Genomic DNA, 21,384 nt, shown 5'->3' with positions numbered 1-21,384 from the left:
TTCGCTACGCGTTTAAAATCGTCCAGTGACTACTCAAGGTGCTGTTGCCATCGGAATCGCGACCGTCTGGCAGGACGACGGTCAGGCCGTCGTCCTCGACACGTGGTTCCCCGACCCCGAGCTCGCCGACGCACCGGGCGCCACCGGATCGACGGAATTGACCGGCGACGACGTCCCCGCCGACCTGCGCCCCCTGGTCGGCGCCGACGAAGCACGCCGGGTCCGCACCATCGCCGTCAAGACCGTGATCGCCGACCTGTCCGTCGCACCCGTCGACGCGCACGACGTCTACCTGCGACTTCACCTGCTCTCCCACCGTCTCGTCCAGCCGCACGGTGCCAGCCTCGACGGCCAGTTCGGCCTGCTGGCCAACGTGGTGTGGACCAACTTCGGCCCGTGCGCCGTCGACGGCTTCGAGCAGACTCGCCTGCGTCTGCGGGCCCGCGGCCACGTGACCGTGACCTCGATCGACAAGTTCCCGCGCATGGTCGACTACGTGTCGCCGTCCGGCGTGCGCATCGGCGATGCCGATCGCGTCCGCCTCGGCGCCCACCTGGCCCCCGGTACCACCGTGATGCACGAGGGCTTCGTCAACTTCAACGCCGGCACGCTCGGCACGTCGATGGTCGAGGGCCGCATCTCCGCCGGCGTCGTGGTCGGCGACGGCTCCGACATCGGCGGCGGCGCGTCCACCATGGGCACTCTGTCCGGCGGCGGCAAGGAGATCATCACCATCGGCCAGCGCTGCCTGCTCGGCGCCAACGCCGGCTGCGGCATTCCCCTCGGCGACGACTGCGTCGTCGAGGCCGGCCTCTACGTCACTGCGGGCACCAAGGTCGTCCGCCCGGACGGCTCGACGGTGAAGGCCCGCGACCTGGCCGGACAGTCGAACCTGCTCTTCCGCCGCAACAGCGTCACCGGCGCCGTCGAGGTCTCCGCCAAGGAGGGCGACGGCATCGAGTTGAACGACTCGCTGCATGCGAACAATTGACGACGCAGACTCCGCCCCGCCACTCCGGCGTATCCGCGTAGTCCGGCGGAGAACGCGTAGTTCGCCGTCAGAAGCTGGGTTCTGAACCCCGCTTCTGACGGCGAGTTACGCGGATCCGACCTCGCCACCGTTCGACGTGACCGATGGGTTGCGGAGCGAAGAGTCGTCCTTCACTCCCACCGCCAGTAGGCGCCCGGTCGGCCGACGCCGTCGGCCACGGGTTCCTCGGACCGCACCGCGATCCGCTTCAGCGTGCGGTTGAGGTTCCCGCGGTCGACGGCGGCACCGGCGAGGGACTGGGTGATCTCCAGGGCGGTGCGGACGCTGAATCCCGGGCCGGTGAGCGCTCGACTGAAGGTGAGATCGCGCCACAGCTTGTCGGCGAGGACGGGCCGCACGTCCGCGAGGATCCGCTCGTGGTCGAACGCCAGCGGCGGCACGGCATCCCACGAGACCCACCGGACCTCGTCGGGGTCGGCCGGTTCGAATCCGGCGACGGTGATCCACGCGCTGATCGACAACGTGGGACCCCGCGGGTCGCGGTGCGGCTCGTCGAAGACGACGAGCTGGCCGACGCCCGACACGTGATCGACCGCCACTCCAGCCTTCCCCGCGGCACGGACCGCGGCATCGGAGATCCGCTCCCCCGCGCCGAGCAGCACGCCGGGCAGCGCCCACTCGCCCGCGAAGGGCTCGGCTGCGCGCCGATGGACCAGCACCTGCGTCCCGCCACCGCCGGTCCGCAGGACGACGGCGTCGACCGACACCGCCGACGATTCGATATCGATCACTGAACGGCTCCGACGCCGGCGAACGCTGCCATGCCGAACAGTGTCTCACCCGCCGACGTCGGCGTCCGATCCTCTCGCCTCGGCCCGGCCGCCAGCACGGCCGCCGGAACGCCGGCCGCACGGGCCAACTCGATCGGGACCCGACCGGACTCCACCGCATCCAGCACCGGCCTCACCGAACGCGCCACGTCCGTCAGCGCCGCCTGGTGAGCGAGGTCTCGATAGGCGCCGAGCCGGTAGGTCTCCCCGCCGTCGTATCGCCGGGCCACCCGGACGTCCTGCCCCTCGATCGCATCGAGGTGACTGACCGCGAGCGCATCCAGGCCGCCGTGCCGTCGGCAGACGTCGGCCGCATACCTCAGCAGCGGCAGGTCCACGTGTCCGGTCCGCCATGCGCCCTGGTAGACGCCGGTCCCGTTGTGCGGCTCAGGGATCGTCAGCGCCGCGTCCTCGGTCGGCAGCGGCCCGGCCCCGTGCCGGGTGGCGTAGGCCCGGACCACTCCGAGCACCAGCGCGGGCGGCTGTCCCGCTTCGGCCAGCAGTTGCTGCGGAATGCTCGGCAACGTGGTGCTCCAGGTGGTGTGCGGGTGCAGCCCCCGCCATTCGTCGAGCAGGACTCCCTGCGCGCCCTCGAACAGGAGTCGCCCCGAGTCCGCGGCGTCGGCGAGTCGGGCGCGATCGTCGACGACGGTCGCGACCCGCCCGAACTCGGCGAGGGTCGCCGCCATGACGCGGACCGACGGCGGTTCGTGGTCGCCGTCCTCGAGCAGCGGCGCGTAGAACTCCGACAGCGCCATGAGCTTGCGCCGGATCGCCTGCGGGTCCAGGCAGTCGGCGACGGTCAGCGCCGGAACGTCGGCGTCGCCGGTCGCCTCGATGCCGTACAGGCTCTCGCCGCGGCGCAGGCCTGCCTCGTGCGCGAGCCGGTACCAGCGGCTCTCGCCGATTCCGAGCCCGCACGACCCGTGCCGTCCGTCGCCGCGACGGTCCTCCCGCGTGCGGTTCGCCGCGATGTGGATCGGGGTCACGACGGCCGCGTCGGGGCTCACCGAGATCCGTCGAAGCGGGTCGGGCACGCCGAGGCCCTCCAGGTCGAGGGCCTCGGCGGCCAACCGCCACGGGTCCACGGCGACGTGCCGACTCAGGTGCGTCGGCACCCCGGCGAACGTCCCGCTGCCGAACAGCCGGAAGGTGTGGTGCACGCCGTCGGCGACCACGTTGTGCGCGGCCTGCGCTCCGCCATTGAAGCGGACCACCGCCGACGGGCGGAGCCGGGCACTGAGCCAGTCGACCGTCGCGCCCTTCGTCTCGTCGCCGAAGCCCAGCCCCACCACGGCGATGTGCCTGCCGTTCATCACGGCTCCCTTCCTCCGTTCGCCCGTCCCGGCCGAATCACATCAGATCGTCGGCCCCGTCGACGATGCCCGCGGGCAGCCGCGACGCGGCCCCCGCCGCGACCGCCGAGCCGGCGAGCGGCGCCAGCGCCTTCCCGACGGCGGTCGCGGTCGCCGCGCCGACGTCCGCCAGGTCGGCCAGACCACCGCCGAGGTCGACGACGTCCTCCAGCATTCCGACCGTGACGGCGATCAGATCGCACACCGCGTCGGGATCCTCCAGGAGCAGGACGCGTTCACCCAGGACCGCTCGCCAGTGTCCGCGGACCTGCGGGTCGTCGAAGTAGCTGGTCTGCCTCGGCAGGATGTAGAAGACCTCCCACCGCTCCTCCAGCTCGCGGTACACCTCGGCCGGGTCGAGGTCCTCGTGGACGTCGTCGCCGATCACCTCCCGGATGTGCCGCCCGCGCAGCCGCGGCTTGCTCATCTCGTCACCGATCAGGAAGACGTACCCCTTGCGGCCCCGCTTCTCCCAGGCGTCGGTGACGGTGTGCCGGGCCAGGAAATAGGCGGCGAGCTCGTACGACTCCGTCTTCTGTCCGCCGCCGTTCCCCTCCAGGAGGATGTTGCGGAGCTGATCGTCCATCCGGTTGTCGGACTCGAACTGACCCACCTGCAGCGGGACGTAGTCGGTCTCGGCGTCGCCGATCGCTCCGAACAGGATCTGCGGGTCGGTGGCGTACCCCTTGCGCAGCAGCAGTCCGTGCAGTTTGGCCAGCTGCTTCTGCATGGCGACCGGGACCCGACCCATCGAGCCGGTGACGTCGAACATCACGGCGATCGGCGTCGACCGCGGGTGTTCGTCGCTGTCTCGCGATTCGCGGAGACCGACGCCCTTGGGGTCGAGGTCGGGGTGGGCCCGCCATTCGCTCGCAGGCCGCGCCTTGGTGGAGGCGCTGTAGGCGAAGTCCGCCGATCCGGTGCGTGCCCGGAAGGTGGCGGCGGCGCGGTAGGCGTCGTCGCTCCAGTATCCGCTTCCCATGATGTTCTCCTTCACTTTCTCGGGTGGTGGAGCGCGGTCAGGCGCTCACGGTGTACGGAAACGGCCGGAATCGGCGTCGTCCGTACAGGTCTTCGAGCAGCTCGTCGTACTCGCCGAGGAGTGCGACGGCGGTGGGCCGCATGCGCGGCGCGGTCAGGGCGCAGCCGGCGGCGAACGCCTGTTGTCTGCGTTCGCTCGGCGCGAGCAGCGCGCGCATCGTCGCGTGCAGCATGAACACGTCCAGCGCCGCGCTCGCGGGCTCGTCGAGGTCGGCCGGGTACAGGTCCCGGCGCGACGCGATCCGTCCCGGGAGCCGTGCGCCCGGCGTCGCGGCGAACGACCAGCCCGCGAGGACCACGCCGTGGCCTTCGGGGTGGATGAGGATGTTCTCCGGGACGATCGCCCCGTGCACCACCCCGGCGGCGTGGGCGCCTGCGACGGCCCGCAGCAGGCGCCGATGGATCCACGCCCAGTCCCGGCCGTCCATCCCACCCGGCAGCGCGGCCGCGACGGTCGCCAGATCGACGAATCCCTCGGCCGCACCGTGTGCGGACAGGACGTTCACCGGTCGGACGGCATCGGCGTCGACCTCCGCGCGCGCCGTGTCGAGCAGTCGCGGGTAGTAGGGCGCGAGCCAGGCGTTCGCGGGGTCGGCCGTGAACGCCTCGAGTCGGCGGAGTGCCGATCGTTCTCCTCGGAGGAATCGGCTCGCAGCCTCGGTGCGCGGAATCTTCACCGCGACGGCGTCGCCTTCCGCGGAGGTCGCCGCGTACACGACGCTGACGCTCCCCTGCATTGCGGTGGGCGTCAACGTGTAGGAACTGCTGCGCCCGGTGACCACCGCGGACGGCGAACGCCACTGGTCGTACAGCACGACGAGCCGCTCGAAGGCCTGCGTGACCGTCGCATCCCCCGCCGCACGGTCCGGGTGCAGGAGCGCAGCCAGTCGACGGAACTCCCGCCGTCCAGTGCGCGCCGAGCCGCCGATCGGACCGAAGAGGTCCGTGGCGTTCAGGGCCGCCCCCACCCTCTCGACTGCTGCGCGCGTCTCCGTGTTCATGGTTTTAGTCTAACTGACTAATATTGGTCGCACAACAGTGCTTCCCGAGATCTCGGAAAGAAATCAGCGATCGCCCGAAAACCGAGCGTTACCAGCCGGTCGCCCTCGCCCGGGCGACTCGCTTACGGGCGGAGCCGCTCCACTGCGGCGTCGACGCGCTCATCGGTGCCGGTCAGCGCCATGCGGATGTGCTGAGCACCGGCCGGACCGTAGAAGTCGCCGGGGGCGACGAGGATGCCGCGGTCGGCCAGCCAGCGCTGGGTCACTCGAGCGCCCTCGCCGCGCGTGGCCCAGAGGTACAGGCCCGCTTCGGAGTGGTCGATGGTGAAGCCCGCCGCCAGCAGTGCGGTGCGGAGCTTGTCCCGGCGGGCGCGGTAGCGCTCCCGCTGGGCGTCGACGTGAGCATCGTCGTTCAGTGCGGCGACGGTGGCGCCCTGGATCGGGAACGGCACGATCATCCCGGCGTGCTTGCGCACGGCGAGGAGTTCCGCGATCAACTCGCGGTCGCCGGCGAGGAACCCAGCGCGGTACGACGCGAGATTGGAGACCTTCGACAGCGAGTGCACCGCGATGAGCCCGGTGTGGTCGCCGCCGCAGACATCGGGGTGCAGCACGGAGTACGCACTCCCCTCCCAGGTGAGGCCGAGGTAGCACTCGTCTGAGACGACGACGGCACCGCGGGAGCGCGCCCAGTCGACGATGGCGCGGAGTTCGTCGGCGCCCTGGACGCGGCCCGTCGGGTTCGACGGACTGTTCAGGTAGATCAAGACGGGATCGCGATCACCGATCGCATCGACGGTGTCGGCGCGCAGGATATCGGCGCCGGCCAGCAGCGCACCCACCTCGTACGTCGGGTAGGCGACCTCGGGAATGACGACCAGGTCGCCTGCCGCCACACCGATCTGCGCGGGCAGCCCGGCGATGACCTCCTTGGTGCCGATGACCGGCAGAATCGACGACTCGTCGAGACCGGTGACGCCGAACCGCCGCAATAGCGCTGCGACCGCGGCGTCGCGCAAGTCGCGCGTGCCGACGGTCTGCGGATAGCCGGGGAACTCCGAGGACTCGTCGAGCGCCTTCCGGATCACCGGATCCACGGGATCGACCGGCGTGCCGACCGACAGGTCGACGATTCCGCCCGGATGCGCCGCCGCCGCGGCTTTGGCGTCCGCGATGGTGTCCCACGGGAAGTCGGGAAGGGCGGAACTCACCCGGCGCAGGCGGTTGCTCGATCGGCACACATCGGTCACGGACGTCTCAGTCCTCTTCGCCCATCGGGGGCAGCGCCTTGATGAAGGCCGGGTCGAAGTCGGTCTTGCCGACCTTGCTGGCACCGCCGGGCGAACCGAGTTCGACGAAGAAGTCGACGTTGGCGCTCACGTAGGGCTCCCACTCGTCCGGCACATCATCCTCATAGAAGATCGCCTCCACCGGACAGACCGGCTCACAGGCACCGCAGTCGACGCACTCGTCGGGCTGGATGTAGAGGCTGCGTCCGCCCTCGTAGATGCAGTCCACCGGGCACTCTTCGACACAGGCCCGGTCCATCACGTCCACGCAGGGCTCAGCGATGATGTAGGTCACTTCGCTTCTCCTTCACTGCACGATTCTCACTCCGCACTCAGGGCTGATGGGCGCAGAGGAATCGTGTCGTCACTAAGAGTATCCATTCACCCTCGCGATCCCCGATCGTCGCCCCGCTCATCGAACGGCGCATCCGCACGACCAGCGGTTAATTTTGCTCACCCTGATGAAAATCGAGACATCCCCATCCGTCCAATCCGTCGTGACCATTCACACACCCTTCCTACATACCCCCTGGGGTATCGTGACTGACATACCCCAGGGGGTATTAAACGAAGGAGATGCAACCGTGAGGATCCTGATCGTCGGCGGAGTCGCCGGCGGAATGAGCGCTGCGGCCCGAGCCCGCCGCCGAGACGAGAACGCCGAGATCATCGTCTTCGAACGCGGCGACCACCCGTCGTTCGCCAACTGCGGACTCCCCTACTACGTCAGCGGCGAGATCGACGACGAGTCGTCGCTGCTGGTGCAGACGCCGGACTCCCTGAAGGACGCCCTCGACATCGACGTCCGCATCCGGCACGAGGTGATCGCCGTCGACGCCGCCGCACAGACCGTCGACGTCCGCCACGACGGCACGGTCACCACCTGGACCTACGACGCCCTCGTTCTGGCACCGGGAGCCTCTGCCGTCCGACCGCCGATTCCCGGGATCGACTCCCCGCGCATCCAGACCCTGCGCACCGTCGGCGACGCCGCAAGGATGCGCGACGAGGTCGAGGCCGGCGCCACCCGCGCCGTGGTCCTCGGCGCCGGGTTCATCGGATTGGAGGCCGCCGAGGGCCTGCGGATGCGCGGACTGACGGTCGACGTCGTCGAGTCGGCGCCGCACGTCCTGCCTCCCCTGGAGAACGAGCAGGCGTCACTGATCCAGGACGAACTGCGCGCGATGGGCATCACCCTGCACACCGGTGTCGCCGCGACCGCCGTCGAATCCGGCCCCGAGCACGACACCGTGGTCCTGGCCGACGGCACGCGGATCGACGCGGACATCGTCGTGCTGTCGGTCGGCGTCCGCCCCGACACCGCAGTCTTCGAAGCAGCAGGAATCGCATGCGAGCGCGGCGCGATGATCGTCGACGAGCACGGTCGCACCAGCCTCGAGAACGTGTGGGCGGTCGGCGACGCCACCGTCAGCACCGATTCGGTGACCGGCCTGCGTCGTCCTGTCGCCCTGGCGGGGCCCGCCAACCGGGCCGGCCGTCTGGTGGCCGACCACATCGCCGATCCGACCACCGCGCGGCCCATCCCCCAGCCGGTCGGCACCGCGATCGTCCGGGTCGGCGGCCTCACCGCCGCGCTGACCGGCGCCAACCGCGCCGCTCTCGACCAGGCCGGCATCGACTACCGGACCGTCCACCTCCATCCGGGCAGCCACGCGGGCTACTTCCCGGGCGCCGAGCAGATCCATCTGCTGATGCACGTCCGCGCCGACGACGGCCTGATCCTGGGTGCCCAGGCGGTGGGCGCCGACGGCGTCGACAAGCGGATCGACGTCCTCGCGACCGCCATCCGCAACCGGATGACCGGGCCGGACCTGATCGACCTCGACCTCGCCTACGCGCCGCCCTTCGGCTCCGCGAAGGATCCCGTGAACCTGGCGGGCATGATCGCCGAGAACGTCGTCAACGGATCCTTGAACCTCTGGTACGCCGACGAGTACGGCACGGGCGACCATCTGATCCTCGACGTCCGCGGTCCGGCCGAGCAGGACGCCGATCCGGTGCCGGGTGCGCTGTGCATTCCGCACGTGCAGGTCCGGGATCGGCTCGACGAGATCCGCGACGCCGCGGCCGGCCGCGAGGTCCGCGTCCTGTGCGCCAGCGGCATGCGGTCGTACCTGGCTTACCGGATCCTCCGTGCGGCCGGGATCCCCGCCGCCAACCTGTCCGGCGGACTGCTGACCCTGCGGGCCGCCGAATCCATCCGCCCGCTCCAGACCGTCTGACCGACTACCCGAGAGAAACGAGAGTTCCATGTGCCAACGAGCGACCTGTAAGAAGTGCGGCAAGACCACATGGCGCGGCTGCGGCCGCCACGTGGACCAGGTGATGCGCGGCGTCCCCGCCTCCCAGCGATGCCGAGGCCACGACGCGGAGCCGGGCTTCCTCAGCCGCCTGTTCCGCCGCTGAGATCCACCGCTGAGGCGAGGCCCTGGGTTCAGACCAGGCCCAGCCCCACCACCGGCGCCTCGACGCGGCCGTACTCCGTCGTCCGCTGACGCGGGATGCGGCCGATGCCGGTGACGATGTCGTGGAGTTCGGCGACGGTCTTGGCCGACCCGTACTGGCTGCCCGCCATGCGAGAGATGGTCTCCTCCATGAGGGTGCCGCCGAGATCGTCGGCGCCGCCGCGCAGCATGACCCGCGTGCCCTCCACGCCGAGCTTCACCCAGCTGGTCTGCACGTGGTCGATCCGGCCGTGCAGCATGAGGCGGGCGAGGGCGTGCACCGCGCGGTTCTCCCGCCGCGTCGGGCCGGGCCGCGAGGCGCCGGCCAGATAGAGCGGCGACGACTGGTGCACGAACGGCAGCGGCACGAACTCGGTGAAGCCGCCGGTGCGGTCCTGGATGTCGCGCAGGATGTTCAGATGCGCCACCCAGTGATGCGGGGCGTCGACGTGGCCGTACATCATCGTCGAGCTCGACGGAATGCCCAACTCGTGCGCCGTGGTGATGACCTCGATCCACGACTTGGTCGGCAGCTTGCCCTTGGTGAGCACCCAGCGGACCTCGTCGTCCAGGATCTCGGCAGCGGTGCCGGGGATGGAGCCGAGTCCGGCTTTCTTGAGCTCGAACAGCCAGTCGCGGATCGATTCGCCGCCGCGGGAGGCACCGTTGACGATCTCCATCGGGCTGAACGCGTGCACGTGCATCGACGGGATCCGGTCCTTGATCGCGCGCACCAGGTCGGCGTAGCCGCTGACCGGGAGTTCCGGGTCGATGCCGCCCTGCATGCAGATCTCGGTGGCGCCGTCGACGTGGGCCTCCCACGCACGGTCCGCGACCTCGGACGTGGAGAGGGTGAACGCGTCGGCGTCGCCCTTGCGCTGCGCGAACGCGCAGAATCGGCAGCCGGTGTAGCAGATGTTGGTGAAGTTGATGTTCCGGTTCACCACGTAGCTGACCTCGTCGCCGACCACGTCGGCCCGGATCGAGTCGGCCAGGGCTGCGAGGGCGTCGAGGCCGGCGCCGTCCGCTTCGGCGAGGGCGAGGTAGTCGTCGTCGGACAGCCCGGCGGGGTTCTTCTCCGCGCGACGCAGTGCCGCCGCGACCTCGGACTCCAAGTGGACCGGAGCGGAGGCCCCGAGTTCGAGGACCTGTTCGCGGATGGTGTCCCAGTCGCCGAAGGCGTTGGCGATGTCGCTGCGCGTGTCGGTGTTGCGGCCGTCGACGTCGATCTCGGTGTTGAGGTCGATGCGACCGGACGACGACCAGTCCTCGTCGGGCTCCTGCCACGGCAGGCCGACGGGCTTCACGTCGGCGCCCAGACCGGTGGTCGGATCGGCGAGCGCGGTCACGTGGTGCAGGATCCGCGGGTCGATCCACGGGGTGCCCGCCTTGACGTACTTCGGTTGTGCGGCGATCCGCTCGACGAGCGTGAAGCCGGCCTCCGCGGTGATCTCGGCGAGCGAGTCGAGGTTCGGCCACGGACGCTCCGGGTTCACGTGGTCGGGGGTCAGCGGCGACACTCCGCCCCAGTCGTCGACACCCGCCGCGACCAGTGCGTGGCACTCCTGCGCCGACACCAAGTTCGGCGGTGCCTGGATGCGCATGGCGGGTCCGAGGACCAGGCGGGCGACGGCGATCGCGGCGAGGTATTCGTCGATGTCGGCGTCGGGCGTCTCCCGCATCGCGGTATCGGGCTTGGCCCGGAAGTTCTGGATGATCACTTCTTGGATGTGACCGAACGCCTTGTGCACCTTGCGGATCGCGAAGATCGACTCGGCGCGCTCGTGCAGGTTCTCACCGATGCCGACGAGGATGCCCGTGGTGAACGGGACCGTCAGGCGCCCGGCGTCGGTGAGGACGCGCAGGCGGATCTCGGGGTCCTTGTCGGGGCTGCCGTAGTGGCACTCCCCCTTGTCGGTGAACAGCCGCCGCGCGGTGGTCTCGAGCATCATGCCCATCGACGGCGCCACCGGCTTGAGTCGGTTGATCTCCTCCCAGCTCATCACGCCGGGATTCAGGTGCGGCAGCAGACCGGTCTCCTCGAGGACCCGGATCGCGGCGGCCCGCACGTAGTCGAGGGTGGAGTCGTAGCCGCGCTCGTCGAGCCAGGCGGCAGCCTCGGGCCATCGGTCCTCGGGTCGGTCGCCGAGGGTGAAGAGCGCCTCCTTGCAGCCGAGTTCGGCGCCGCGGCGTGCCACGTCGACGATCTCGTCCATCTCCATGTACATGCCCTTGCCCTCGCGGGCCAGCTTCCCCGGCACGGTCACGAACGTGCAGTAGTGGCAGCGGTCGCGGCACAGGTGGGTGATCGGGATGAAGACCTTCCGCGAGTAGCTGATCTGCCCGCCGCGCCCCTCCGCCTCGAGCCCGGCGTCGCGGACGCGGGCGGCGGCCTCGCACAGCGCCGTCAGATCGTCACCGCGCGCGGTGAGGAGCACCGCGGCTTCGTCGACGTTGAGGACCGAGCCGTCACGAGCGCGTCGCAGCACTCGACGCATGGCGGACGCGGACGGCGCGGGGATCGGATCCGGCACCGACGGCGCCGACATCGACTCACGAGCACTATCAGAGGAAGTGGTCACTTCTCCGATGGTAACCACGTCACATCGGCCCCGGAGTCAGGGTCGGTCGGAGGCCCCCGCGACGACCCGCTTCAGTCGAGCATTGGACGCGTAGTAGGCCGGCACGCCCGCCCCCAGGATCAGCAGCAGCAACAGGCGCCACCCGGTGATCAGCGATCCGTTGCCGAAGACCGGCAGCATCGCCAGCACGGTCACCAGCGTCCACGCGCCGAGCGGCGCGAACTGCCACGCCGACTCCGTGTACGCCGCGGCGATCCGGTAGATCAGCAGATTGACGGCGCACGCGATCACCGCGGTGATCGGGAACGGGAAGCTGCCGACCCGGACCATCAGGAACGCCGCGGTGAGGATGCCGAGCAGCACGCTGCCGACGACGAGGACGGCGAATTCGAGGCGATCGACGCGGGTCACAGCGGCACGCCCGCGAACAGATCGGTCTCGACCACGCCGTCGACGCGGCCCGGGTCGGTGCGGATGAAGTGCTCGGTCGACATGATCGGCTGCACGATGTCGTTGCTCAGGGCGTACTCGGTGTGCGACGGCGCGACCGTCACCTGGGTCGCGTGCGCCGCGAGCGCCCGGACCTTGCGGTGCAGGACCGCGCTGATGTCGACGCTCGCCGTGATCCGGTCGTCGGGGTAGCTGGGCAGCTCCCCCGCCTCGGGCATCCGCCAGCCGTCGGGCACCTCGCGGACGGCGGCCAGTCCGCTCGCGAGGGCGGACGCCTGGGTCACCGACTCGTACACCTTGAACGCGCGTCCCAGTCGTTCCTCCGCCACCGGGATCGCCAGTCGGGAGATGTCGTGGACGCGCTTGTGATCGGGGTGTCCGTAGGTGCCCGCCTCGTCGTAGGTGACGACGACCTGCGGCGCGAAGCTCGTCAGTTCGTCGGCCAGGGCCGCGGTCAATTCCTCGGGCGTCGCCTGGAACAGCGCTCGCGGGTGCTCTGCGGACGGCGTTCCCGCCATCCCGGAGTCGCGCCAGCGGCCCGCCCCGCCGAGGAAGCGCGGTCGGGGTCCGACGACGCCGGGCGGGGTCAGTGCCGACAGTGCGGCGTCGAGTTCGCCGATGCGGAAGCCGCCGAGCTGGTCTGCTCCGCCGTCGGCCACGAGCTGCGCCCAGCGGTCGCCGATCACCTCGCCCTCCTCACCGAGGGTGAAGGTCAGGACGCGGACGTCGACGCCGCGCGCCAGGTAGGCGGCGATGACGCCGCCGGTCATGATCGACTCGTCGTCGGGATGCGCGTGCAGCAGCAGCATCCGTGCGGGCCCGACAATCATTCCGGTTCGACTCCCTTCAGGATCGGTCACTTCAGCGTCCAGCGGTCGGCTCCGCCGAACACGCCGACCTGCAGCGGACCGTCGAGGGAGACTCCGGCGATCCGATCGGTGACGGCCGCGAACATCGTGTCCTGGAAGATCGGCAGGTACACCGCCTGCTGCGCGAGCAGCGGCTCGGCCTGCTGCAGGGCGTTGTCGGCGCCGTCGACGCGCATCGCCTCCGCGGCCAGGGCCATCAGCTGCGGATCGCACAGTCCGGAGATGTTCCCGGTGTAGCTGTCGTCCGCGGCGACGGTCCGCTCGGGTTTGGTCGTCGCGGTGCCGGTCGGCGGTGCCGTGGTCGGCAGAGCGGTCCCGTCGGGCGTCGACTCGCTCTCCGGCTCCACGGTGTGCGCACCGGCCTCGGTGCCCTTCGGCGGCGCCTGACAGGCCACCTGGGAGGCGAACTGGACGGCCGGACTGCCGCCCACTCCGGTCCATCCGACCACCAAGTCCACCCGCCCGGAGGTCAGCGCCTGCCCGTACAGCTCGGTGTTCGACATGCCGACGACGCTGGCGCGGACGCCGCGCGACCGCAGTTGATCAGCCATGGTCTCGGCCGCCGACATGGTCCGCTCGTCGGTGTTGGTGGCGCCGATCCGGATCGTGAGGTCCTTGCCTCCGTTCTGGATGGGGGCGATGCCCGTCGGCAGGCCCGGCACGTCTGCGGGGGCGGGCGCGGTGGGCGTCGACGTGGGCGACTCCGATGGGTCGGTCGGTTTCTCCTCGCGGGGAGCCGGGGTGCCGGGCCGGTACCCGGCGGACGCCAGCAGGTCCAGGATCTCCGCGTTCGACGGCCGTGCCCGATCGATCGGGGTGTACTCGGGGTCGGACGGGGCGAAGACGGTGTTCGCGAACGGGGTCACGACGGTGTCGCCCGCCGCCGCGGCGGTGATGAGTCGGCCGTCGAGCATGCCGAGGATTGCGGCCCGGACGTTGCGCTCACGCATGGTCTCCGACCGCGCGTTCGCGTTGACGGCGAGCGCCCGCGTGGTCGGCAGTCGGCCGTCGACGACGCCGGGAATGGCGCCGAGTTCGGCGGCCGAGGCGGCGCCGGACGGGAGTGCGGCCAGCGTGGAGTCACCGTTGCGGATGGTCTGCGCCATCTGCTGCGGCGTACCCGCGCGGCGGAGCACCACCTGATCCACCTCGGGCGGCTTGCGCCAGTAGCGGTCGTTGCGGATCAAGCGGACCTCGTCGCGCGAACGGTCGATCGAGTAGATCTGGAACGGGCCGGCCGTGACCGGCTTGCCCTTGTCCATCCCGGTCTGGAAGCCGGTGGGATCCGATCGCAGCGTGTGGCTGGGCAGCAGGTAGTTGAACAGCTGTCGCCACTCCGGGTAGGCGTCGCCGAAGGTGACCGTCACGACCTTGCCGCCGCCGGAGGTCTGCACATCGGACACCGCACGGTAGCCGGCCGCCCCGAGCACGTTGGGCTGCCGGGACATCTGCTCCCACAGGTAGTGGAAGTCGTCGCCGGTCACCGGCAGTCCGTCGGACCACTGGGCGTCGTTGACGATCTTGTATTCGACGGTGAACGGCTGGTACGAGGTGATCTCGGCGGAAGTCAGGAGCGCGTCGTTCATCCGCCACTCCACCCCGTCCGCGGTGTTGACCGGAACGAACGGACTCGGCAGGGTCATCGCGGCGATGGCCGTGGTGACGGTGCCCTGATCGGCGCCGAGGTGGGGGTTGAAGCCCGCGCCGATGGTGTCGGTGGCGATGGTGACCGTGCGCTCGTCCGGGTACTCGTTCGGGGTGTGCGTCGGGAGGGTCTCGCGCACCGGTGGCGGCGGATCCGCCATGCAGGCCGTCGCAGACAGACCGATCAGCCCGGCCACCGCGATCGCGGAGATACGCGCCCGCACGGTCCTCATCCGCATTCCCCTTGCCCTCGTCGGTCGTGTCCTCGTCGGCTCCGCCCGCCCGCGCTGTCGGGGCGACCGTTGCGTCCGGCTCATGGTAGCCAAAGACGCCGAGTGCCCCTCCCGCATGTGCAAGAGGGACACTCGGATGTCGTCACGCGTTGGCGTCGCGGCTCTTGGCGCGCGAGCGCTCGCGGGCGCGGGTGCTCGCATCGAGATTGACCTTGCGCACGCGGCAGACCTCGGGGGTCACCTCGACGCACTCGTCGGCGGCGCAGAACTCCATGGCCGCCTCGAGGTCCAGGTCCATCGGCTTCGCGAGGGTCTCCATCACGTCGGCCGACGACTGACGCATGTTGGTCAGCTTCTTCTCGCGGGTGACGTTGATGTCGAGGTCCTCGGCGCGCGGGTTGATGCCCACCACGTGGCCCTCGTAGCTGTCGTCGCCCGGGTGGCAGAAGAAGGTGCCGCGGTCGGCCAGCTGGATCATGGCGAACGGAGTCACCGTGCCCGAGCGGTCGGAGACCAGCGAGCCGGTGTGGCGGGCGCGGATCTCGCCCGCCCACGGTGCGTACTCGTGGAAGACTGCGTTGGCGATGCCGGTGCCGCGGGTCTCGGTCATGAAGTCGGTGCGGAAGCCGATGAGGCCGCGCGAGGGCACCTCGAACTCCATCCGAACCCAGCCGGAGCCGTGGTTGTTCATCTGCTCCATGCGGCCCTTGCGTGCGGCGAGCAGCTGGGTGACGGCGCCGAGGTACTCCTCGGGGACGTCGATGGTGAGGTGCTCGAACGGCTCGTGGGTCTTGCCGTCCACCTGGCGGGTGACCACCTGGGGCTTGCCGACGGTCAGCTCGAAGCCCTCGCGGCGCATCTGCTCGACGAGGATGGCCAGCGCCAGCTCACCGCGGCCCTGGACCTCCCAGGCGTCGGGGCGGCCGATGTCCTGCACGCGGAGCGACACGTTGCCGATGAGCTCCGAGTCGAGGCGATCCTTGACCATGCGGGCGGTCAGCTTGTGACCCTTGATGCGGCCGGCGAGCGGCGAGGTGTTGGTGCCGATGACCGCCGAGATGGCGGGCTCGTCGACCGAGATGCGCGGCAGGGCGACGGGGTTGTCCGGGTCGGCGAGGGTGTCGCCGATCATGATCTCCGACATGCCGGCCACGGCGACGATGTCGCCCGCGACGGCCTCCTCGGCGGGAGCGCGGTCCACGCCGAGGGTCACGAGGAGCTCGGTGATCTTGGCGCGCTCGACCACCGGTTCGCCGTTCACTTCGCGCATCCACGCGACCTGCTGGCCCTTGCGGAGGGTGCCGTTGTGGATGCGGACCAGGCCGAGGCGGCCGAGGAAGGGCGACGCGTCGAGGTTGGTGACGTGCGCCTGCAGCGGTGCCTCGGCGTCGCCCTTCGGGGCGGGGACGCTGTTGATGAGGACGTCGAAGAGGGCGTCGAGGTTCTCCGCGTTCGGGACCTCGCCGTTCGCCGGCTGCTCGGTGCTGGCGACACCCGCGCGACCCGAGGCGAACAGGACCGGGAGTTCCAGGGCCAGCTCGGCGGCTTCGGCGGCCTCGTCGTCGAGGTCGGACGCCAGATCCAGCAGCAGGTCCTGGGACTCGGTGACGATCTCGCCGATGCGTGCGTCGGGACGGTCGGTCTTGTTGACGACCAGGATCACCGGGAGCGACGCGGCGAGCGCCTTGCGGAGCACGAAGCGGGTCTGCGGCAGCGGGCCCTCGGAGGCGTCGACCAGCAGGACCACACCGTCGACCATCGACAGCGCGCGCTCCACCTCGCCGCCGAAGTCGGCGTGGCCGGGGGTGTCGATGACGTTGATGATGTAGTCGGTGCCGTCGGGCTGGCGACGATGAACCGCGGTGTTCTTCGCGAGAATGGTGATGCCCTTCTCGCGCTCGAGGTCGCCGGAGTCCATGACGCGGTCGACGAGTTCGGCGCGCTCACCGAACACGCCGGACTGACGCAGCATCGCGTCGACCAGGGTGGTCTTGCCGTGGTCGACGTGTGCCACGATCGCGACGTTGCGGAAGTTGGTACCAGCGCTCACTAAGGTCTCTTTCGAATCGGTTCGATGTTTCGGCGCGGCCGATGGAATCCGGCCACGAAATCGCGACCGGGCGCGAGACACAGCCGGTCGGCGATCAACCGGTTAAGCGTACGGCAAATATCCCACTGAACGCGACGGACTCTTGCGTGACCTTGGTTAGGCTGCGCTAAAGTTAGCGCATGGGAAAGACGAACCCGGCAAAGGTCGCTTCGCTGAAGCCGAAGAAGAAGTGCTGCCAGAAGTCGACCCGGTGCCTGCGCTGCCCGGTCGTCATCCATCGGATGAAGAAGGTCGACTGCGACCACCTGTCGAAGAAGGCTGCGAACAAGGCCCTCAAGAAGGCTCGCGCCGCTTAGTTCGCAGTTCAGCGACCATTTCCTGTGCCCAGCCGAGGTCGTTCGGCACCATCCGACCCGCCTCGACGAGCGCGGCCAGCTCCGCGGAATCGACCCAGCGCACCGCTCGATGCTCCAGTGCTCGCGGAGTCCCCGACACGATCTCGGCGCGCATCGCAATCAGCGTGAGACCGGGTTTCGGACGAACCGCATCGTGCAGCGCGGCGCCGACGGAGACCACAACGTCGAGTTCCTCACACAATTCCCGGACGAGCGCCTCCGCGGGCGACTCGCCCGTTTCCACCTTGCCTCCCGGCAGCTCCCACAGACCCGCGACCTCTTCCGGATAGTCGCGCTGCGCCACCAGCATTCGATGGCCGGCGAGCACGGCGCCCGCGACCACCAGGACCGGGTCGGTCATCCGATCACCGCCAGCGCACCGGCGTCCAACCTCGGTCGCACCCGCGTGCCCGGGGTCACCGGCTGCGAGCTCACGCCGTCGTACACCGCGTCGCCCACGCGGAGCCGGACCCGCCACGACGAGACCAGGGCCGCCGCATGCTCGACGACGCCGTCCCCGTCCGGGTCCACGTCGGCCACGAGCGCCTCCGGCCGCAGCGCGACGCGGCAGGGCCCGTCGGGCAGGGTCCCGAAGGTCGTCTCGTCGGTCAGCGCGACCTCCCCCATCGCAGTGGTCAGCACCCCGCGGTGCAGGGTGCCCCCGATGACGGCACGAGCGCCGAGGAACTCAGCGGTCTCCGCGTCGACGGGCCGGTGCCACAGTCGCGACGCGGCATCGGTCTGCACGATCCGTCCCGCGCGCATCACCGACACGGTGTCGGCCATGAGGGCGGCCTCGCGATGGTCGTGGGTGACCAGGACCGTGGGCGTCCCGGCCTCGCGGACGATCTCCCCGATCCCCTCGGCCAGTTCCTCGCGCAGTTGCGAGTCGACGGCGGCCAACGGTTCGTCGAGCAGGAGGAGTCGCGGCCGCGGGGCCAACGCCCGCGCGAGGGCCACGCGCTGCGCCTGGCCACCGGAGAGGGCTGCGGGGGCGCGGTCGCCGTATCCGTCGAGCCGCACCAGGCGGAGCATCTCGTCGACGCGGTCGCGCGCCTGGGTCCCGCGGATGCCGCGACGGGCGAGGCCGTAGGCGATGTTCTGCCGGACGGTGCGCCCGGGGAACAGTTGTCCGTCCTGGAAGACGACACCGAAGTCACGGCGGTGCGGGGCGACGCCGTCGAGCGGCTGCCCGTCCCACGCGATCGATCCCTCGGCCACCGGCTCCAGCCCGGCGACCGCACGCAGCAGCGTCGACTTGCCGCACCCGGACGGCCCCAGCAGCGCGGTGACCGTGGCCTCCCCCGTGCCGACGGACCAGTCGACGGCGGTGAGGGCGTCGAACCGTCCGTAGCGGACGGTCACGCCGTGCAGGGTCAGCATCTAGACGGTCTCCTTCGTCGACGAGGCGGATCGGGTCGAGTCGGTGCCGCCGACACCGAGGATCTCGATCGCGGCGATGACCGCGGCGCTGACCGTCACCAGGACCACCGACGCCGCCATGGCGGTGGCGAGGTTGTCCAGGCCGGGTTTGGCCATCAGCGAGCCGATCATCACCGGCAGCGTGGTGGTGTCGGGGCGGGCGAGAAAGGTGGTGGCGCCGAACTCGCCGATCGCCATCACGAACGCGAATCCGGCGGCCGCGCACAGGGATCGGACGGTCAGTCGCACGTCCACCGAGATCAGCACCCAGAGCGGGCGGGCCCCGAGGACGCGGGCGGCGTCGCGCAGGCCGCGGGGTACCTGCGCGAGGGCGGGGATCATGATTCCGGCGACCACCGGCACCGCGAGCAGCGCCTGCACCGACGGGATCACCAGCGGGGACTGCGACAGTTCCGGCGGCAGCGTGGAGACCACCAGGAGATAGCCGAAGCCGAGGGTGACGGCGCTGACGCCGAGCGGGAGCACCGCGAGCAGCGCGGTCACCTGGGCGGCCCAGCCGCCGCCGCGGGTCACCGAGACGGCGACGAGGAAGCCGATGACGACCGCCAGCACCATCGCGGCCAGGGCGCTCGTCACGGAGTATCGGAGCGCACCGAGCGCCGAGTCCCCGTAGGTGGTGTCGGCCAGCGCCCGGTAGCCGGCCAGCGTCCATTCTCGCCCGTCGGGCCGGACCGAGCGGACGGCCAGCGATGCGACGGGCAGGAGCAGCCAGAGGCCGAGCCACGCCAGGGTCGCCGCCACCGGGGCCCACAGCCATCCGCGGACCGGCCGTCGACCCTCACGCCCCGCTGCGGACACTCCGCTGACGGTGCCGCGGCTCCCGACCAGGCGGGCCACCACCAGCGCGCCCGCGACCACCGCGATCTGCAGCATGGACAGGGCCACCGCCTCGGGGATGCGGAATTCGGCGATGGCCTGCTGGTAGATCTCGGTCTCGAGCGTGCGGGCCGTGCCGTTGCCGAGGATCACGATGACGCCGAAGCTGGTGGAGCAGAAGAGCAGGATCAGTGCCGCGGCCGCGGCGATCGCAGGCGCGATGCGCGGGACCACCACGTCCCAGAACGCTCGCAGCGGTGTGGCTCCGAGCGACCGGGCCGCCTCGACGGTCCGCGGATCCACCTGCAGCCAGGCCGCGGTCACCACGCGCACCACCACGGCCACGTTGAGGAAGACATGCGCCATCAGGATCGCGACCCAGCCGCCGTCGACGCCGAGGAAGTCCAGCGGACCGGTCAGCAGGGCGCGGAACGCGACGCCGACGACGACCGTCGGCAGCACGAAGGGCACCGTGACGATGACGCGGAGCACGGCCGCACCCCGCAGTCGGACGGTCGCGAGCAGCCAGACGATCGGTGCCGCGACCAGCAGCGACAGCGCCGACGACGCGGCGGCCTGCAGGAGGGTGACCCCGAGCAGGTGCCAGCCGTCGACGTCGGCCAGGCGGTCCCCGACCCCCGATCCGCCGCCGACCTCACCCGCGCGGCGGACCAACGCGACGATCGGCCAGACGAACAGCACCGCGACGAACAGGGCCGGGATCAGCGTCGCGAGCCGCAGCGCGACAGGTGTCCGACGTCGATCGCGTGCGCCGGGCTCGGAGCTCTGGGCCGACGTCACTTCTTGACGACGGCCCGCCACTGGTTCAGCCACTCCTCACGGTGGGCCTTGATGTAGGCCGGATCCATCGTCACGGTCCACGCCGGGACGGGCGCGCTGGTGCGCCAGCTCTCCGGCAGCGCCACCCCATTCTGGACCGGGTACACGTACATGGAGGTCGGTAGCGCCGCCTGCACGTCGGGGGTCAGCATGAAGTCGACGAGCTTCTTCGCGCCCTCGGTGTTGGCCGCGCCGCGCAGGACTCCGATGTACTCCACCTGAGCGAAGCAGGAGTCCAACAGCGCACTGGTGCCGGGCGTCGCAGCGGGGCTCGACGCGTACGAGACGACGATCGGCCGATCTCCGTGACCGGCCCCCGCGCTGAAGATCTGGTCGTAGGCGACGGTCCAGCCGGAGACGATCTGCGCGCCGTTGTCGATCATGCCGCGCCAGTAGTCCTCGGCGCGGGGACCGAACTTGCCGATCGTGGCCAGCAGGAAGCCCATGCCGGGCGACGACGTCGACGGGTCCAGCAGGACGGTCAGGTCGCGGTATTTCGGATCGGTCAGTTGATCGAACTTGGTGGGTGCCGGGATGTCGTTCTTGTCGAACCACGCGTCGTCGATGTTGATGCAGACGTCGCCGCGGTCGACCGCCGTCAGCTGCCCCTCCGAGCCCTTCACCGCGTAGTCGGCGGCACCGTCCTTCGCGGCCGCCGGGGTGTAGGGGGTCAGGGCGCCGGCCTCGATCGGGCGGGCGGCGAAGGTGTTGTCGATACCGAAGACCGCGTCGCCCTTCGGCGAACCCGGGGTCAGCGAGACGACGGCCGACAGTTGACCGGCGTCACCGGAGTCGACCACCTTGAGCTTCATGCCCGTCTGATCCTGGAAGCGGTCGATCAGCTTCTGCGGGAGCTGGAACGAGCTGTGCGAGAGGAGCACCACCTCCTTCGCACTGTCGGTGCCGGAGGCGCAGGCCGCGGAGGTCGCGACCAGGCTCACCGCGAGGGCCGCCGTGATCACGGTGCGGCCGCGTCGCCGGAGGCCGGAGAATGCTCCCGAGAATGACATCGTCGTCCCGATCCTTTCGATCGCGATGACCCGAATTCGTCGTTCGACGGGTCACTTCACTGGTCACCGATCACCTAACC

Annotated in this window: 19 protein-coding genes; 4 read left to right on the top strand and 15 right to left on the bottom strand. The window is 70.3% G+C overall.

The features are described from left to right. The first annotated feature begins 25 nt into the window (after window positions 1-25). A complete protein-coding gene (dapD, locus tag ACH46_RS05915; RefSeq protein ID WP_062392100.1) occupies window positions 26-991 on the top strand; it encodes a 2,3,4,5-tetrahydropyridine-2,6-dicarboxylate N-succinyltransferase in 966 nt (321 codons plus the stop codon). A gap of 170 nt (window positions 992-1,161) precedes the next feature. Here the strand turns inward: dapD and ACH46_RS05910 are convergent, their stop codons facing one another. The 6 genes from ACH46_RS05910 to fdxA all read right to left on the bottom strand — a co-directional run bounded on the left by ACH46_RS05910 (window position 1,162) and on the right by fdxA (window position 6,802). Further along, complete coding sequence (locus ACH46_RS05910) at window positions 1,162-1,782, bottom strand: NUDIX domain-containing protein (RefSeq protein ID WP_226995779.1); 621 nt, start codon at window positions 1,780-1,782, stop codon at window positions 1,162-1,164. Beyond that, complete coding sequence (locus tag ACH46_RS05905; protein WP_062392099.1) at window positions 1,779-3,137, bottom strand: adenylosuccinate synthetase; 1,359 nt, start codon at window positions 3,135-3,137, stop codon at window positions 1,779-1,781. Before ACH46_RS05905 ends, ACH46_RS05910 begins: the two co-directional genes overlap by 4 nt. 37 nt (window positions 3,138-3,174) lie before the next feature. Next, complete coding sequence (locus ACH46_RS05900) at window positions 3,175-4,158, bottom strand: hypothetical protein (protein ID WP_062395033.1); 984 nt, start codon at window positions 4,156-4,158, stop codon at window positions 3,175-3,177. Between the two features lie 37 nt (window positions 4,159-4,195). Beyond that, the gene (locus tag ACH46_RS05895; RefSeq protein ID WP_082399424.1) at window positions 4,196-5,218 is read right to left on the bottom strand and encodes a J domain-containing protein; all 1,023 of its coding nucleotides are present in this window, start codon (window positions 5,216-5,218) and stop codon (window positions 4,196-4,198) included. Between the two features lie 122 nt (window positions 5,219-5,340). Then, window positions 5,341-6,429 carry a succinyldiaminopimelate transaminase gene (gene dapC, locus ACH46_RS05890; protein WP_193392946.1) on the bottom strand — a complete coding sequence of 363 codons (1,089 nt, stop codon included), beginning with the start codon at window positions 6,427-6,429 and terminating at the stop codon, window positions 5,341-5,343. A 46-nt stretch (window positions 6,430-6,475) separates the two neighbouring features. Beyond that, the gene (fdxA, locus tag ACH46_RS05885) at window positions 6,476-6,802 is read right to left on the bottom strand and encodes a ferredoxin (RefSeq protein WP_062392097.1); all 327 of its coding nucleotides are present in this window, start codon (window positions 6,800-6,802) and stop codon (window positions 6,476-6,478) included. Between the two features lie 289 nt (window positions 6,803-7,091). On the opposite strand from fdxA, the gene ACH46_RS05880 reads away from it, so the two are divergent. Both ACH46_RS05880 and ACH46_RS21465 read left to right on the top strand, forming a co-directional pair. Further along, a complete protein-coding gene (locus tag ACH46_RS05880; RefSeq protein WP_062392096.1) occupies window positions 7,092-8,750 on the top strand; it encodes an FAD-dependent oxidoreductase in 1,659 nt (552 codons plus the stop codon). A 28-nt stretch (window positions 8,751-8,778) separates the two neighbouring features. Further along, window positions 8,779-8,934 (top strand): hypothetical protein, encoded by a 156-nt coding sequence (locus ACH46_RS21465; protein WP_120298700.1) that lies wholly within the window; start codon window positions 8,779-8,781, stop codon window positions 8,932-8,934. 28 nt (window positions 8,935-8,962) lie between these two features. Here the strand turns inward: ACH46_RS21465 and ACH46_RS05875 are convergent, their stop codons facing one another. From ACH46_RS05875 to typA, 5 genes are all read right to left on the bottom strand, one after another. Further along, a complete protein-coding gene (locus ACH46_RS05875; protein WP_062392095.1) occupies window positions 8,963-11,521 on the bottom strand; it encodes a bifunctional FO biosynthesis protein CofGH in 2,559 nt (852 codons plus the stop codon). 69 nt (window positions 11,522-11,590) lie between these two features. Then, entirely contained in the window at window positions 11,591-11,965 is a 375-nt protein-coding gene (locus tag ACH46_RS05870) for a hypothetical protein (protein ID WP_062392094.1), read from the bottom strand. Continuing rightward, window positions 11,962-12,834, bottom strand: coding sequence for an N-acetyl-1-D-myo-inositol-2-amino-2-deoxy-alpha-D-glucopyranoside deacetylase (mshB, locus tag ACH46_RS05865; RefSeq protein ID WP_062392093.1), 873 nt, complete (start codon window positions 12,832-12,834; stop codon window positions 11,962-11,964). Before mshB ends, ACH46_RS05870 begins: the two co-directional genes overlap by 4 nt. 26 nt (window positions 12,835-12,860) lie before the next feature. After that, window positions 12,861-14,750, bottom strand: coding sequence for an ABC transporter family substrate-binding protein (locus ACH46_RS05860; RefSeq protein ID WP_120298808.1), 1,890 nt, complete (start codon window positions 14,748-14,750; stop codon window positions 12,861-12,863). 142 nt (window positions 14,751-14,892) lie between these two features. Then, window positions 14,893-16,800, bottom strand: a complete 1,908-nt coding sequence (gene typA / locus ACH46_RS05855) for a translational GTPase TypA (RefSeq protein WP_062392091.1) — start codon at window positions 16,798-16,800, stop codon at window positions 14,893-14,895. Between the two features lie 179 nt (window positions 16,801-16,979). Here typA and ACH46_RS21460 point away from each other — a divergent pair, with 179 nt between their 5' ends. Next, window positions 16,980-17,156: a hypothetical protein gene (locus tag ACH46_RS21460; protein WP_193392945.1), complete on the top strand. Its 177-nt coding sequence runs from the start codon at window positions 16,980-16,982 to the stop codon at window positions 17,154-17,156. On the opposite strand, the gene ACH46_RS05850 is transcribed toward ACH46_RS21460, so the two are convergent. The 4 genes from ACH46_RS05850 to ACH46_RS05835 are packed head-to-tail and all read right to left on the bottom strand — an operon-like array spanning window position 17,134 to window position 21,304. Beyond that, on the bottom strand, window positions 17,134-17,556 hold the full coding sequence (locus ACH46_RS05850; protein ID WP_062392090.1) for a (deoxy)nucleoside triphosphate pyrophosphohydrolase: 423 nt from the start codon (window positions 17,554-17,556) through the stop codon (window positions 17,134-17,136). The two genes, ACH46_RS21460 and ACH46_RS05850, sit on opposite strands and share 23 nt — an antisense overlap. Continuing rightward, the gene (locus ACH46_RS05845) at window positions 17,553-18,578 is read right to left on the bottom strand and encodes an ABC transporter ATP-binding protein (RefSeq protein ID WP_062392089.1); all 1,026 of its coding nucleotides are present in this window, start codon (window positions 18,576-18,578) and stop codon (window positions 17,553-17,555) included. The genes ACH46_RS05850 and ACH46_RS05845 overlap by 4 nt, the downstream gene beginning before the upstream one ends. Next, on the bottom strand, window positions 18,579-20,288 hold the full coding sequence (locus ACH46_RS05840; protein ID WP_062392088.1) for an ABC transporter permease: 1,710 nt from the start codon (window positions 20,286-20,288) through the stop codon (window positions 18,579-18,581). After that, complete coding sequence (locus tag ACH46_RS05835) at window positions 20,252-21,304, bottom strand: thiamine ABC transporter substrate-binding protein (RefSeq protein ID WP_062392087.1); 1,053 nt, start codon at window positions 21,302-21,304, stop codon at window positions 20,252-20,254. Before ACH46_RS05835 ends, ACH46_RS05840 begins: the two co-directional genes overlap by 37 nt. Window positions 21,305-21,384: the final 80 nt, after the last annotated feature.

Origin of the sequence: Gordonia phthalatica (assembly GCF_001305675.1) — a bacterium.
Taxonomy (GTDB): Bacteria; Actinomycetota; Actinomycetes; order Mycobacteriales; family Mycobacteriaceae; genus Gordonia; species Gordonia phthalatica.
The sequence above is the reverse complement of the archived record's forward strand: the minus strand, read 5'-3'. Positions and strand labels throughout refer to the sequence as shown.